This window comes from Cedecea lapagei, assembly GCF_900635955.1.
Taxonomy (GTDB): Bacteria; Pseudomonadota; Gammaproteobacteria; order Enterobacterales; family Enterobacteriaceae; genus Cedecea; species Cedecea lapagei.
On the sequence record NZ_LR134201.1, the window covers coordinates 4,149,802 to 4,164,412 of the forward strand.

Annotated in this window: 18 protein-coding genes; 1 reads left to right on the forward strand and 17 read right to left on the reverse strand. The window is 58.2% G+C overall.

The window, feature by feature from the left end; genetic code table 11:
- Positions 1-48 precede the first annotated feature (48 nt).
- From dagF to EL098_RS20175, 8 genes are read right to left on the reverse strand one after another with little or no spacing between them, the layout of a single operon-like run.
- On the reverse strand, positions 49-789 hold the full coding sequence (gene dagF / locus EL098_RS20140; protein WP_126357800.1) for a 2-dehydro-3-deoxy-phosphogluconate aldolase: 741 nt from the start codon (positions 787-789) through the stop codon (positions 49-51).
- A 2-nt stretch (positions 790-791) separates the two neighbouring features.
- Complete coding sequence (locus EL098_RS20145) at positions 792-1,904, reverse strand: DgaE family pyridoxal phosphate-dependent ammonia lyase (protein WP_126357801.1); 1,113 nt, start codon at positions 1,902-1,904, stop codon at positions 792-794.
- Positions 1,888-3,021, reverse strand: coding sequence for an amidohydrolase/deacetylase family metallohydrolase (locus EL098_RS20150; protein ID WP_126357802.1), 1,134 nt, complete (start codon positions 3,019-3,021; stop codon positions 1,888-1,890). Before EL098_RS20150 ends, EL098_RS20145 begins: the two co-directional genes overlap by 17 nt.
- Positions 3,022-3,076: 55 nt before the next feature.
- On the reverse strand, positions 3,077-3,718 hold the full coding sequence (locus tag EL098_RS20155) for a DUF4310 family protein (RefSeq protein ID WP_126357803.1): 642 nt from the start codon (positions 3,716-3,718) through the stop codon (positions 3,077-3,079).
- A gap of 11 nt (positions 3,719-3,729) precedes the next feature.
- A complete protein-coding gene (locus tag EL098_RS20160) occupies positions 3,730-4,506 on the reverse strand; it encodes a DUF4311 domain-containing protein (protein WP_126357804.1) in 777 nt (258 codons plus the stop codon).
- Between the two features lie 24 nt (positions 4,507-4,530).
- Positions 4,531-4,827, reverse strand: coding sequence for a DUF4312 family protein (locus EL098_RS20165; RefSeq protein WP_126357805.1), 297 nt, complete (start codon positions 4,825-4,827; stop codon positions 4,531-4,533).
- Positions 4,828-4,829: 2 nt separating this feature from the next.
- Entirely contained in the window at positions 4,830-5,192 is a 363-nt protein-coding gene (locus EL098_RS20170; protein ID WP_038476335.1) for an SFCGS family glycine-rich protein, read from the reverse strand.
- A gap of 17 nt (positions 5,193-5,209) precedes the next feature.
- Positions 5,210-5,512, reverse strand: coding sequence for a glycine dehydrogenase (locus EL098_RS20175; RefSeq protein ID WP_126357806.1), 303 nt, complete (start codon positions 5,510-5,512; stop codon positions 5,210-5,212).
- Positions 5,513-5,914: 402 nt separating this feature from the next.
- On the opposite strand from EL098_RS20175, the gene EL098_RS20185 reads away from it, so the two are divergent.
- Entirely contained in the window at positions 5,915-6,853 is a 939-nt protein-coding gene (locus tag EL098_RS20185) for a LysR family transcriptional regulator (protein ID WP_126357808.1), read from the forward strand.
- On the opposite strand, the gene mdcH is transcribed toward EL098_RS20185, so the two are convergent.
- The 9 genes from mdcH to cybC all read right to left on the reverse strand — a co-directional run bounded on the left by mdcH (position 6,837) and on the right by cybC (position 14,569).
- Positions 6,837-7,745, reverse strand: a complete 909-nt coding sequence (mdcH, locus tag EL098_RS20190) for a malonate decarboxylase subunit epsilon (protein ID WP_126357809.1) — start codon at positions 7,743-7,745, stop codon at positions 6,837-6,839. The two genes, EL098_RS20185 and mdcH, sit on opposite strands and share 17 nt — an antisense overlap.
- The gene (locus EL098_RS20195; RefSeq protein WP_126357810.1) at positions 7,742-8,362 is read right to left on the reverse strand and encodes a malonate decarboxylase holo-ACP synthase; all 621 of its coding nucleotides are present in this window, start codon (positions 8,360-8,362) and stop codon (positions 7,742-7,744) included. Before EL098_RS20195 ends, mdcH begins: the two co-directional genes overlap by 4 nt.
- A gap of 3 nt (positions 8,363-8,365) precedes the next feature.
- On the reverse strand, positions 8,366-9,325 hold the full coding sequence (locus EL098_RS20200) for an AEC family transporter (protein WP_126357811.1): 960 nt from the start codon (positions 9,323-9,325) through the stop codon (positions 8,366-8,368).
- Positions 9,326-9,451: 126 nt separating this feature from the next.
- Entirely contained in the window at positions 9,452-10,252 is an 801-nt protein-coding gene (mdcE, locus tag EL098_RS20205; RefSeq protein WP_126357812.1) for a biotin-independent malonate decarboxylase subunit gamma, read from the reverse strand.
- Positions 10,252-11,082, reverse strand: coding sequence for a biotin-independent malonate decarboxylase subunit beta (locus EL098_RS20210; protein ID WP_126357813.1), 831 nt, complete (start codon positions 11,080-11,082; stop codon positions 10,252-10,254). Before EL098_RS20210 ends, mdcE begins: the two co-directional genes overlap by 1 nt.
- Positions 11,075-11,374 (reverse strand): malonate decarboxylase subunit delta, encoded by a 300-nt coding sequence (locus tag EL098_RS20215; protein ID WP_126357814.1) that lies wholly within the window; start codon positions 11,372-11,374, stop codon positions 11,075-11,077. The genes EL098_RS20210 and EL098_RS20215 overlap by 8 nt, the downstream gene beginning before the upstream one ends.
- A gap of 10 nt (positions 11,375-11,384) precedes the next feature.
- Positions 11,385-12,254, reverse strand: a complete 870-nt coding sequence (locus EL098_RS20220; RefSeq protein ID WP_126357815.1) for a triphosphoribosyl-dephospho-CoA synthase — start codon at positions 12,252-12,254, stop codon at positions 11,385-11,387.
- Positions 12,254-13,909 (reverse strand): malonate decarboxylase subunit alpha, encoded by a 1,656-nt coding sequence (gene mdcA / locus EL098_RS20225; RefSeq protein ID WP_126357816.1) that lies wholly within the window; start codon positions 13,907-13,909, stop codon positions 12,254-12,256. Before mdcA ends, EL098_RS20220 begins: the two co-directional genes overlap by 1 nt.
- 273 nt (positions 13,910-14,182) lie before the next feature.
- Positions 14,183-14,569: a cytochrome b562 gene (cybC, locus tag EL098_RS20230; protein WP_126357817.1), complete on the reverse strand. Its 387-nt coding sequence runs from the start codon at positions 14,567-14,569 to the stop codon at positions 14,183-14,185.
- Positions 14,570-14,611 lie beyond the last annotated feature (42 nt).

A 14,611-nucleotide genomic window follows, 5' to 3' on the forward strand; every position in this document is an offset into this window, starting at 1 on the left:
CTCTCCCCTTTGGGGAGAGGGCTGGGGTGAGGGGAAACAGCGAGCGCTTTACCCCACCAGCTTCTTCGTCATCGCCAGCAGCGTAGCCACATCCGCCGGACGCGTATTGCCGCTGGCTTTGTCGATAATAGAGCTATAAATATGCGGGATCACTTTGCTGACGCCTGCGTCCAGCGCAATTTTCAGGATCTCTTCGTAGTTATCAAGATCGATCCCGCCGGTCGGCTCCAGCCAGAAGTCATGCTTCGCACAGGCTTCCGCGACCGCCTGATACTCTTCGCGGCAGTCCAGCCCGCCCATAGGGAAGTATTTGATTGAGCTACCGCCCATATCCTTCAGCAGCGCAATGGCTGTTTCCACAGGCACGATGCCGTCTGCCGCACCAGAGCTTAACGGGCCGGTGGAGATTTTCACCATTCCGACGGTGCCGGTTGGCGACACCAGACCGTTAACCACGCTGTCGTTCTGGCCCAGCAAGGCGCGGCTGGTGCCTACACCGGTAAACACCTGGTTTACGTGCTGAGGCTGAATCTGGCCGGAGATTTCGCTTACCATCGCCGATTGATTCGGGTCGCCAGCGCCAAGGCCAACGGACAGCGCGTTGTCGATAAGCGCCGCGTAGTCACGCATATCGGCAACCGCGCTTGCTACATCCGGATAGTTTTTAGAAAGCACGCCGACCAGCACATGGCCTTCCGCCGCCTGATAGATCTCTTTGGCGTTCTCTTTAGAGCCAGCCAGTACGTTCAGGCAAACGCGATCGCGGTAAAAATTGGGGGTCAGTGTCATGCTTATTTCTCCTTGCTTACCAGCGCTTTGATGCAGCGGTAAATAATCTCCAGCTGTGCCGCGCTTACGCTGCGCACATCCGCTTCAATGATGCCTTCGTTTGCCTTGTAGCCACGGAAATAGATGGCGTATTCGCCCTGCTTAAGCGCGCTAACCAGCTCACCGGTACTGATACCGACGGTCGCTTCGTCGAACTTTATTTCGCTGCGGGCGATATCGCGACCGGCTGCGTCCCAGACCACACGAGCGGTTACGCCATCCAGGGTATTGAGGCTGTCGATAAACGGCGTCATTTTGGCGACCATCTCCGCCCCGCTCTCTTTGGCCGCGCTCAGATAATGTTCAATTGCGCAGGTCAGGCCGAGAATGCCTTCTTTGCCGACCTTCATCGCGCGTCCGATGCCGCCGGTTTGCAGTTTCACCCACTCGACGTACTGCTCTTTGCCGATCACCAGGCCGCTGGTTGGGCCTTCGATGGCTTTCGCCCCGCTGTAAATCACCAGGTCGGCCCCGGCGCGGTAATAGCACTGCAGATCTTCTTCTGCCGCAGCGTCAACGATCAGCGGCAGGTTGTGTTTACGCGCCACCACCACGGCCTGCTCTACGCTGAGCATGCTCTTCTGTACCGAGTGGTGGGATTTGATATACATAATGGCCGCCGTGCGCGGAGAAATAGCCGCAGCCAGCTGATCCGCTGAACATTCATTGGCGTATCCCGCTTCAACGATTTTACCGCCGCCCAGGTTCACCATGGTGCCAACCGGCGCGCCGAAGTTAACGTTGTGGCCTTTCGGCAGCACGATCTCGTTGTTCTCCAGCGGTGCGGCATGCAGATTTTCAATCAGCCATTGATTGTCTTTCACCAGTACCGCCGCCACGGATTGGGCGATACCGGCAGAAGCGCAGGAGACCACGGTCGCCGCCTCAACGTCCAGCAGACCGGCAATGTAGGCGCCGGTCTTATTCACCAGATCCTTCATTTCAAAGTAGTGGTTCATGCCGGTGGTTACCGCATCCACCACTTCCGGACGAGGCGTGGACACGCCGAGGGCGGTCATCCGGCCTGATGCGTTAATAACCTGTTTTAAATGATATTTTTCATAGATCGAAGACATGTTCTGCTTTCCCTTGTTCGGTAATAAACCACTTCCCGGCGCGCACTGCGGCCAGCGCCACCAGCGCCTGGTCACCCGTCAGCGTTTGCTGCTCTGCGTCGGTGAACACCGTTGGCTGGCGGCGAAGTTCGAAGATAGTCAGGTCGCCGTCCAGCCCTGCGGCCAGGCGCCCTTTGTTTTTCAGGCGTAATCCATCGGCGGCGTGAGCGGTCACGCAGTCGATCACCTGAGGTAATGACAGGCCAATGGAGAGGAATTTAGACATCACCGCGCCGAGGGAATGCACCGGCCCGCTGATGCGGTTGCGGCAGTAGATATCCGAGCTGATGCTGTGCGGCAGAATGCCCTGCTGAATAGCGACGCGCGCAACGTCAAAACTAAAGCTGGCGGTGCCGTGCCCGACGTCGAGACGCACACCGCGCTGGATGGCCTGCGCCACGGAGGCTCGCAGCTGCCCGGCCGGATTGAGAATTCGGTTTGGCTTGCCGTTGTAGCAGTGGGTAATGATATCGCCGCTGGTCAGCAGCTCGGCCACCTCATCGAGGTCCGGCGGGTTATTGCCGATGTGTACCATCAGCGGCAAATCACCGTTTTCTTTCTGAATAGCCTTGGCGCGCACCAGCGGCATAATGCCGTTATCGCCCACCACGCTGCTGCTCATGCGCGCTTTTAAGCCAACAATGAAATTCGGATGACGCTTCACCGCGCCGCGCACGGCTTCAGCGTCGATATTCGCCATATTGGACAGTTCGTTCTGGGCAATCAGGCCAACGCGGGAGACATTCAGCAGCGCGTAAACTTCGGTTGTCGCACTGCGGGTGATTTGATAGAAATCGTCGACGTCATCGGCGCCGGTACTGCCCGCGTCAACCACCGTGGTGACGCCGGTATGAATACCCACGCTGTCAGGTTCGTCGTGGTAAATGGGAGACTTGGGGTAACAGTGAACGTGGGAGTCAATCCAGCCGGCGCTGACGTAGTATTTTCCGTTCAGCTGGCGCTCTTCAGTTGCCTCGCCGGTAATCTTACCCAAAGCGGCAATCTTGCCGTCCTTCAGGGCGATATCGATAACGGTATCGTCCACCAGCCGCGCCTCGCGCAGGATCAGGTCAAACATATTTTTCTCCTTAACTGGCGGGCGAGCCGTAGCCCGTCCGCCCTGGAAATACTGCTTACAACGCTACCGGGAAGATGGAGCCTAAAATCATGGCGCCGAGGATCGCACCGCCGGTAATCGGTTTGCCCCAGAGATAAAACAGCAGAGAACCCACTAACGACCCAATACCGATAGGAATCGAAGCCGTCATGGCGCTGAGGATAATCAACGGCCCAAGGAAGCGGCCGGAGGCGTTACCCGCGCCCATCATGACGTCTGCCCCGTAGGTAGAGTCGCTCTGGTTGATGGTGAACTTACGCGCCAGGATGATGATGTAGCCAATGGCCAGGCCAATCACCAGACCCGTTACCAGCGAAGCCGCAAAGTTGGCGACCGGGAAAACAAAGCCCGCGCCCAGCAGCAGCGCCGGAACGCCGAGACCCACGCCGGTCTGAATCGCCCCGCCGATATCCAGGATCCCCACCAGGGAGCCTTCGATGATGCGGGCAAACAGGAAGCTTGCGCCGAACGCGGCCACCGCGCCGTAAACGCCGGTATCAATCCCCGACTTCAGCATCGCCACGAAGGCCACTTCGTTAAACGCGCCAATACCGTACAGGTAGTACATATGTGTCCCGGCAAAGACGCCGGAGGAGAGCAGGCCGACGAAGATCGGGAATGACCAGTCCGCGTACCAAAAACCTTTATTCTGTTCCATGCATTATCCCCTTATTTGCCGCTCAGCGAGTTATGCAGCAGATCCAGCCAGTTCGGCACGGCCATATGGAAAGACTCGATCATCTTCATGTCGAACCCACGGAAGAAGGCACTCAGAACAAAGAGGGCAACGATAGCCGTCATCATCACTTTGGTAACGCGGTGCCAGCCGCTCTCTTCAACGCCCTTGCCGATCAGGATGCCGAGCACCAGGCCCGGTACGGCGTTACCCATGATCAGCTGCGCTGCGCCGCCGAAGATGGTTGCCCAGAAGCCCGATTTTTTACCGGCATCGATAGCCGCCAACCAGAAAATCACCGGCATCACGGTATTCACCAGCAGGTTAGCCGCAGGCACCAGCACTTTGACTGCCGTCACCTGAAGCGCCGCGGGAACAGCAGAGGCGGTGGAGTTCAGGAACGCCACCACAATCATGCCGATGATGCCGCAGGCGATCGCCATTTTTTTCGGGTCATGCAGGGTTTCCGCTACATTGCGGTTCTTCACCATCAGCGCCGCCGCGCCCCAGTTTGGGATGATGCGGTGATCCACGTCCTGGGTGAAAGCCCCCGCAGCAACGGAAGATGCCCAGGCGTTGAAGAAGAAGCCGAGCCCGAAGGAGAAGTGAGAAGCCGGGTCCCCTTCACAGGAGTTCAGCTCGCCGAGTGTACGGAATGCGCCCATGCCCTGACTGGTTGGCGCGTGGAACATACGCGCGGCCCCGGCGCCAACGCCCACACCGACGAGGCCGCCGATGATGAGTGATTTAAATAAGATAATGAGGAACATGTATCTGCCCTTATTGGAGTTGTTTTATTGCGCGACGAAATCCACCTCATCGAGGTTAAGAGCCGTCACGTTGACGGAAACATCCAGCTCCACGCTGTAGCTCCGCCTTTCCCGGCGCAGGAAGAAGAACAGAAACGCTTCTTTGCGCACCCTGACCTGCGCCTGAACAACCTGCACGTCCTGTGGCTCAATGCGCAGAAGAATGCGGTTGGTGGATTTGAGCATCGTGCCCTGAACGTGGTTCAGAGCATCGGAAAAGGCTTTGGCTTTGGTATCGCCGCGCCCGCTGACCCGCACCGTAGTTGCGAATTTCTCTTTCATACTCAGCTGCCGTACTTCTTGTTCCACGCCAGTACCAGGCGCTCACCCAGCTCTTCTTTATCCATAAAACCAAAGCCAAGCACGTTGTTGCCTTCGTTAATCGCGGTCACGCCTTCATCAACGGAACGCATGCCGTATTTGGCTTTATAGCCATGTTTGGTTTGCGCGGTGATAGCGCCTGCGCCGCCGCTGCCGCAGAAGGAAATACCAAAGGTGGCGTTTTCTGCTTTCATCACATCGCCCAGCTTCATATCAGCGGCGACGCCAGGAATAACCACGGCGCGGCCGCCCGCTTTTTCGATCCCTGCTGCAACTTTCTGGCCTTTGCCCAGACGGTCGCCAATGACTACGGTAATTTGTTCCATTGTTTTCTCCTGATAATTCAAAGATTGTCTTTCGCCACTTCGAAATGCACTGACAGCAACCACGCTTCTTCTACCGGCAGATTCCCGAACTGATCGACCACCGCCTGCGCCATTTCCATCGACTCCGCGGAGATCTCTTCGAACAAGCTCTCTTCCACTTCTGGTAACGGCTCTCCGGTGAGAGAGCGATGAATCATCGCCTTCACGTGGGAGGCCAGCATCTGTTCCTGTACCGCGTTAGGCGTGATGTGCTTACTTTTGAACAGCGCGTAAATAAAATCCTGAATACGCGTCGTTAACTCCTCGGCTTCATGAACCATTACCGCTCCGTTATTCACCCTGGGTACCTCGTTAACTAATCTGTTGTTTAAGCTATCTGGCGGGGAGGAAGGTTTGTAGCGAGTTGTTTTCCACTTCGAAGTGGAAATCGACGAGGCAATAGTGATCTGTTCCACATAAAACCCTGGAATGACGGTTTTCCGCTGGCTTACCGTGAATTAGCTCACATAACTGAGCAGCAAAAAGCCCTCTTTCCAGCGGCCCTTTTTGTTCGAAAGTGTGATGAGAGGACGGTTTTGCCGCCATTATTGGCGTTGCTTATGACCGATACGTTCGTAGTGCAACAGTAAATCCTGCCGCTTATTGCGGCTCATCAGTGCCGTTCGGTCTCGTTTGCTATACCTTAATGGCATAATTTTTCCGAGTGGGGTTATCGCCGGGTAATGAAAATCGACGCTGAGATCACCTTCCGTAAGCTTGAGATCTTTATGGAGTTTATGGAGAAAGGGAACATTGCGCGCACCGCGGAAGCGCTGGGTATCAGCGGGGTTAGCGTGCATCGCGCATTACATACACTGGAGGAAGGTGTGCGCTGCCCGCTGTTTATCCATAAAGGGCGCAACCTGGTGCCGCTCGAGTCCGCGTTTACCCTGCTGGAGCACGGCAAAGAGGTGGTTGCGCTGATGGCTCGCGGCATCGATGAAACCCGCCAGGCAGCGGGCGTAGGACAGGGGCGGCTGCGCATCGGCACACTCTATTCCCTGACGCTCGAAACCGTTCCAAAACTGATCATGGGCATGAAACTCAGGCGGCCGGAGCTGGAAATGGACCTCACCATGGGTTCAAACCAGGTGCTGCTCAATATGCTGGAAGACGGCGTGCTGGACGCCATCCTGATTTCTATTTCTGAAGGAGAAATCGATCGCTCGCGGCTGGAAGTCCTGCCGATGTTCCGGGACGATATTTTCCTCGCTGCCCCGGCCAGCTTCCCGCTAGACACCGGCCATCCGGCAGATTTGCGCGAATTCCACGGCGAAAAATTCGTTTCACTGGCGGAAGGTTTTGCGACCTATGCGGGTTTCCAGGAAGCCTTTCACGTTGCCGGTTTCGAACCGGAAATCGTCACCAGGGTGAACGACATTTTCTCGATGGTTAGCCTGGTGCAGGCGGGCGTAGGACTGACGTTGATGCCCGGAAGAATGAAGAAGGTGTATGAAAACTCGGTGCAGCTGTTACGGCTTGCCGAGGAGTACCAGATGAAGCAGACCATCGCCATCGTCTTCGCCCGCAACCGGGAGCACGATCCAAACCTGCTGGCGCTGGCCGCCGAGGGGCGCATGTACGCCCGATCGTTTATCGATACGCCTAACGCGCCGCCCTAGTTTTTTCCGCAAGGTGGGCAATCGCCGCCACGCTGTTTTGCTCCCGGCAAACGGTAATGCCCTCCCGAAACGCCTGGCGGGTCAGGCCTGAAAGCACGCTGCCCGGCGGCATCTCGATGGCAAGGCGTACATCGCGCTCGTTGGCGGCAATCATAGCGTCTCGCCAGCACACCGTACGCGCCATATTGAGCGCCAGATCGTCCGCAATTTGCTCCGGCAGCCAGAGTACGCGCCCCGTGCTGCCGCTGAGATAAGCGCAGGCGGGACGACTTAGCGCCACATCAGCAAAAGCACGCTTTAACTGCTGCGCAGGCTCATTCAGCAAAGCGCAGTGAGACGGTACGCTAACCGCCAGCTGGCGAGCTTTTTGCGCACCTTGCTCAAGTGCCAGCGCCGCGACCTTCGCCATCGCCTCATCGCTACCGGCAATAACAATCTGCTGCTCCGCATTGATATTCGCGATCCAGGTGCCGCTGTTTGCTGCCAGCGCTTCCACCTGGTCAAGACGCAGCCCGACGATAGCCGTTAAGCCATAGCCTTCAGGATAAGCCTGCTCCATCAGGTCGCCGCGAAGCGCCACCAAGCGCAGGGCATCGGCAAAACTGATGACACCGGCTATTACCGCTGCCGGAAAAGCACCTATCGACAGGCCGCTGACCATATCCGGCTTCACGCCATTACGCTCAAGCTCCTGCGCCCAGGCGACGCCAGCGATCAGAAGGCAAAGCTGTACGGCTCGGGTATGCTTAAGCGCAGCAGCGCTATCCAGCTGGTCTGCCTCATCCCCTAAAACCGCCCTCGCCTGCGCCATGATGGCGTCACGTTCAGGTAAGGCTTGCAGCATGCCCGGGCGCTGGGTGCCCTGCCCGGGAAAGGTAAAAAGTATCTTCATCCGTTATTCTCCAACTGCCAGGGATCGGTCACAAGCCGCGGCCCCTGATTGGTTTTCAGCAGCACGTGCTTTTCCCTAAGCCATTCCGCCAGCGCAAACGCGCCGCAGGGCGTTTCAATTTGCGTATCGGCCCGGCAAAGCAGTTTATCTGTCAGGCTCTGCCACTCTGCCAGCGCCTCTTTTGCGATCGGCTGTGGGCAACGAATCAGCAAGTCGAGGTCGCTGGCGGCATGCATCACCGGCACTTCGGTTGCCAGCGCGTAGCCTGCGCTCCCGGTAATGCCCCAGCGCCATGCCCACGAGCGGCTTGCCAGCTGAATTGCGCCCTGCACCGGCGGCATGGAAACAAACGGCGAACGGAGCATCAGATCGCGACTGGATAACGCTTCCGGGCTAACGACGCGCTTAACGCTCGCCGTATTCACCCAGCCCGCCGCTCGCTGGTCTCGCCGCATTCCTCGCACACCCACCGGAACACATCCGTCACGTTCGACATCACGCCGCACCACCACCGGCAACGCAGCACGCCATTGGCCTGCAACCCAATCTTCGTTTACGCCTTCCAGCGCCGCGGGGTTACTGAGCCACAGAAGATCGTGGGGACGTAATGTCGGCATAAATTAAAGTCCTGAAGTCAGAGAAATAAACAACGGTAGCGACAGGATAGAGAGTACCGAGCTAAGCAACAACACGGCTTCTGCATCCGGCGACTGCACGCCAAAGCGGTTACCAAACACCACGCCAAAGAAACCGGCGGCCAGGGCAATCATCAGGATAGAGGTAATCGCTACCGGGCCGGTCAGGCCAAGCGCCAGCACGATGCCCCAGGCGATAAACGGTTGAATCAGCAGCTTGGTGATGGTCGCAGTGATAACCATGGTGTTGATCTGCAGCCTGCGGGCAGACAGGATCACCCCGGTCAGGAACAGCGCGGCGGCCGTTGCTGACAGGCCCAGCGGCTTAATGGAGGCCAGCAGCAGGTCAGGCATGCGGATGCCGATAGCCGACAGCACAACCCCCAGCAGCGGGCCCCAGACGATAGGCTTTTTCACCGAACGCCACATCAGCACCGGCAGCATTGCCAGCGTGGAGCCGCTGCTTTCACCTGCCGCACGTGCTTTTTCACGTTCAAGAATCAGCAGGCAGAATGGCGTCATCAGGACGGAACCGCAGGCGATCGATACGGCCACCGAAAGCGAGGTCGCAGGACCTTCGCCCAGCACGCTGCCTAAAATCGGCAGGCCCAGCGCGGCATAGTTAGGCAGCGCCACGGTAAGGGTCAGCACCGCGGCATCCTGCGGCGACTTTTTAAATACGCTGGTCGCCAGGAAGTAAATCGCCGCGTAGGTAATCCACATCGCAAGCACCAGCACCACAATCAGCGGTGACTGCTGAACAATACCGAGCCACGGCGTTTGCACGGTCGCGCTAAACAGCGCGGCAGGGAGAGCAAAGTCCATGACAAAAATGTTTAGCAGCGAGACATTTTTGTTATCGACCATTTTCACTTTGCCGGCGAAAAAGCCCAGCAGCATGATGACAAAAATAGGGGCCAGAGCATGAACGATCACGTAAGTCATAACTTCACCTTGAGTCAATAAAGAGAGTTAGCACGGTCGCGATATTTATTATTTTTCGGACGTTTGTTTTACTCAGGCACGGCTTACCGTGCCTGGTTATAGAGTCCGGCAGGTCTGTCTTTTTTATTACCAGCTGGCTCGCATACGCTCGCGGACCAGCGCCGAACTGTGGCGATTTTTCGCCAGCAGACGGCATTTCAGCGAAGTCTCGCTACGGGCTTCTTTCACCGCCGTGCTCAGGGCAGCCTTCACTTTTGCCACATCGTCACTTTTCGGCGCGTCCGGGTTGCTGATATCCAGCAGCGCGGACAGCAGCCCCAGGGTTTCGTAGTTGCTGATGTCATAGGCCATCGGCGGGATGGTGGCAGCCAGTTTTTCCAGCGCCTCGACGGTACGTAAGGTGATACGCGCGGCGGACTCTTTCCCCATCGCGTGGATCATCACGCCCTTGTCGTTAAAAGCGATCAGCCGGTTAGCCTGATAGCCGTGGGCAAGGAACGCCCCGGACATCGCTTTGCCGACAATCAGGCCCACGACAGGGTGCCCGGCCAGGCGAGCGTTGGCGTAAGCGCCTGCGGCACCGGCCAGCGCCTGATGAATACCGAACGCCTCTTCGCGGCGGCCATAGGCCTGGCTTGGGACATCAATCACGGCGACGATGGCACGTTTTTCCGCCTTGTCGGCATCTTCCGCGATGGTTTCGCTAACCACTTTTGCCAGCGTCCAGCCCTCCAGCAACCCCACTTCGCCGCCGGCAGCGCGGGGATAATGGTTGTTGGCATCGGGCACCACGGCGATAAAGCGAGCAGCCTTCCCGTCAACGTTGCCGTCGGCGACCTGTACGGAGGCGCACAGTCCGGCCATACGCGGTGCATCCGGGACTAAGGTGTCCAGCCATACGGCGGCGCGGTTCAGTTTCTGGCTCATTAGCGTTTCTCCCCAAAAAGCTGTTTGATCTGTTCGGCATCGGCCTGTTTGCTGGTGTCGAAATGGGTCAGCCGGTCCAGATACCATGCGTAGTTGTCGGTGCGATGCTGCGCCGGAACGCCTTTGGCGATGGCTTCGTTAACCACCTGCTTGACGGCATGCACGCCGTCGCCAACCAGCGCATCCACCAGCCCGCTCTGATAGCGAACCTCGCCGCCGGTCATGCTCCAGATAAACGGCCGGTCGCGGGAGTCATATTCCGCAATGCCCGCTTCCTGCTCGATAACCTGCGGGCCATTAAGGCCAAGGCGAGCTTCGCGAGTCACAATCAGGTAGCTGCATAGCGCGGCGGCAATCGACATCCCGCCAAAACAGCCTACGGTCCCGGCCACAACGCCAATCACCGGGGTGTAGCGACGCAGATCGACAATCGCCGCATGGATATCGGCAATCGCCGCCAGACCGAGGTTGGCCTCCTGCAGGCGCACGCCGCCGGTTTCGAGGCAAAGCACCGCCTGAGTCGGAATGCCGTTGCGGTTGTCTTCCGCCGCCAGCTCAAGCGCCGCCGCCATTTTCGCGCCGGAGACTTCGCCCATGCTGCCGCCCTGGAATGCGCCTTCAATGGCAATGACCACCGCTGGCCCGCCGTTAATCGTGCCTTTGGCAACGACCATGCCGTCATCGGACTGCGGCACAATGCCCTGCGGCCCCAGCCACGGCGAGATAATGCCGTCGAACGGGTCGAGCAGTTCACGGTAGCTGCCCTCATCCAGCAGCAGACGTGCACGCTCGCGGGCTCTTAATTCGATAAAGCTGCTGTCGTCACGCATGAGCCACCTCCTCAAAGACCTGTTCGATACGAATACGCGCCACGCCCGGCGTCGCGCCAAAATCATGAATTTTCAGCTGCCCGGCGGGCAGGCTGCTCAGCGTGGCCAGTCGGTCGAAAAGTGCTTTCCAGCGTTTTTCGCTGTTATCTACAGAAGTGGTAATGTCGATATTCAGCGTCTGCCCCTGTGCGGCAGTAAACAGGACTTCCATATCCCCGGAGCCCACCACGCCAGCCAAAGCTTTGCCTGTGGCCGTGCGGGTTGCGGGGAATGACAACGTAATGTGTTCCATAACACCCTCGTTAAATAAGTGAGTGAAGCGGGGTGGCATCATCGGCGATGCTGTCGAGCAGCAGCGTTGCGGCGAGCAAATCGGCCGCGCCGCCCGGAGAAGCATTGAGCGCCAGCATGTTGCGGTCGAGCACCTGCAGCGCATCGCGGCCCTCTTTGCGCGACATACCGCCGTTCATCAGCACGCTGCGGGCACCGTTCTGCATCGTTTCCAGACCAGTTAACCCAGCGCGGGAGAGTACGCAGGTATCTGAGAGCGAAGTCATAATCGCCATCAGAGCATCAATGCGGGCCTCGCCTTCCGTTGCTCCGGACTGGCGGCTCCGGCGAAGCTGCGGCAGCGCGAGACGCATAATGTGAGGAAAGCCCTGCTGAGCCTCTTCACGAGCGCCCGGCACGCGATAGCGTCTTGTGGCTCTCAACCCTTTGCTAAAGCTCTTAGGAGCCTCCTCATCCGGAAGCGCGGCAAGCCGTGCTGCCGTGGCGGTAATTTCCGCGCTGCTGCCCGTCATACCGTGCATAGCGGCTGCGGAAATCAGCAGGCCGAGCGCCCAGATTGCGCCGCGGTGGGTATTCACCCCGCAGGTCGCGGCCATCATCTGCTGCTCCCCTTCGCGCCCCAGGCGCCCTACCAGCTGGCGCAGCGCGATGTCTGCCGGACGTTCCCAGCTTTGTAATGCCAGAGCATGAAATGTCGGGGTCAGGCTGTGGGCCGATCGCTCCATCAGCGCTAGGCTGAGGTCGTGATGGGCGCCATTCCCCCGGCTGTCCACCAGACCGGGTTTCGGGCTCAGGCGGGCTTCTTCGATCAGGCTTTGGGTTGCTGCCCTTGCCAGCCAGTCCGCCCCTGCCTCAACGCCTTTCTGTGGATGTAATTTCATTACCAGCTCCGGAATTTCGCTGGCGGGTTGTAGAGGCCGCCGGACCATTCGACCAGATCGGCCACGCTGCTTGCCGCCAGCAGAGAACGGGTTGCCTCGCTGCGGCGGATGCCCATATCTTCCGGGTAAGCCACTTTGCCGCTCTGGCGCAGCGCTGCCACGCGCTTAGCGTCAACGCCCAGGCCGATGTCGGTGATGCCGGCTACCGCCGCAACCATCGCGCGCCGCTCCTCCAGGCTCTCCGCACGGTAGAGATACGCAATCCCTTCCTCGGTCAGCACGTGGGTCACGTCGTCGCCGTAAATCATCACCGGCGCCAGCGGCATGCCGGAGGTTTTGGCAACTTCAACGGCATCCAGGGTTTCCACAAAGGTTGGCTTCACGCCTGCCTGGAAGGTTTCGACCATCTGCACCACCAGCTTTTTGCCGCGCTGCATCGGGTCGGGTTCGGTGATCATATTCAGCCAGGCCGGTGTAGCGTGGCGACGGCCGTGCGGGTCATGGCCCATGTTTGGCGCCCCGCCGAAGCCGGACAGGCGACCACGGGTCACGGTTGAGGAGTTGGCCAGGCCATCCACCTGAAGGGTGGAGCCGATAAACATATCCACCGCATACTGCCCTGCCAGCTGGCACATGGCGCGGTTGGAACGCATGGAGCCGTCGGCGCCGGTAAAGAAGATATCCGGGCGAGCGCGAATGTACTCTTCCATCCCCAGCTCGCCGCCGAAGCAGTGCACGCTCTCAACCCAGCCGCTCTCAATCGCCGGGATCAGCGTCGGGTGCGGGTTAAGGGTCCAGTGCTTACAAATTTTGCCTTTCAGGCCAAGACGTTCGCCGTAGGTTGGCAGCAGCAGCTCGATGGCGGCGGTGTTGAAGCCGATACCGTGGTTCAGCGACTGAACCTGGTGCTCGGCATAAATGCCTTTGATGGCCATCATCGCCATCAGGATATGTTCCTGTTTGATCAGGCGCGGGTCGCGGGTAAACAGCGGTTCGATAAAGAACGGCTTATCGGCAACCACTACGTAGTCAATCCACGAGCCGGGAATGTCGACGCGCGGCAGGTCGCAGTCGTCGTCTACCAGCTCGTTCACCTGAGCGATAACAATCCCGTCGTGGAAGGCGGCAGCTTCAACCAGCGCGGGCGTATCTTCGGTGCTTGGGCCGGTATAAAGATTACCCTTGCGATCGGCCTTATACCCGGCGATAAGCGCAACGTTAGGCGCAAGATCGACGTATAAGCGCGCATAGAGTTCGATGTAGGTGTGGATAGAGCCGATTTCTAACTGCCCGTCTTCCAGCAGTTGAGAAATACGCAGGCTTTGCGTGCCGGAAAAAGAGAAGTCAAGCTTGCGGGCGATACCTTTTTCAAAAATATCGAGGTGTTCACTGCGCCCGACGCTCGGCATGATCATATGCAGATCGTGGACTTTTTGCGGGCTGACTTCCGCCAGCATGCGGGAGAGGAAATCCGCCTGTTTCTGGTTGTTCCCTTCCAGCACCACCCGGTCACCCGGCGCAATCAGCTTTTCCATCACTCCGACGAGGTCCCCGGTCGGGATCACCTTGCCCTGCACGTTGCTGGACGCCATCCGCCGTTGCTTCTCGGTGCGGCGGGTGTTCCAGACGCGGGCGGGCGTTTGGCTAGCACTCATTATTAACCTCCTGATTCAGCGAATCATTTTGATTGGCTTTAGTCTGGTTAAAAGTGTGCGCCACGCCGAAAGGGGTATCAATTAAGCTCAGGGAACCATCATTAGCCTTAGAGTAATAATGGATTGTGGGTTTTGTGATCGGGCAAAAGGATATTCCACAGAAGGGTTAACGCAGAAAACTGCAGGCTCCCCTATTAGGCTCAGGTTGAGACACCGTGGAGTGGTCAGGCAAGAAAGAAAAAGCCCCCATCATATGGAGGCTTGCGGAATACGTTAGCGGAACTTCTTGTGGTAGGTATCGCGGGTGGTTTTGAAGTCTGCGGCAGCAGCCTGAGCTTCCGTCACCTTGCCCTCGTTAGCCAGCTTCAGCGCGCCGTCGATCTGGCCGACAAGGATATCGAACCCGTGGCGGTACTCTTTCATGTTGGCGCTGTCGGCCGCTTCATTTTCCAGCTTTGGCGGCGTTCCTTTCTGCGCATCCAGAGCCGCTTCACGCATATTGCTCAGTGAAGTTTTCAGCTCGGCGGCATCTTTGGTGCTCAGTACGGTCTTATAGTTTTTGGCGATGATGTCCATGTCGTCGCCGACATCTTTCGCAAAAGCGGCGCCGGACAACAAAACGGATGATACTGCTAACATTGCAATCAGTTGCTTACGCATTAACTCACCTTATCTTTATTATATGAGAAAAGGGCGCGGCAG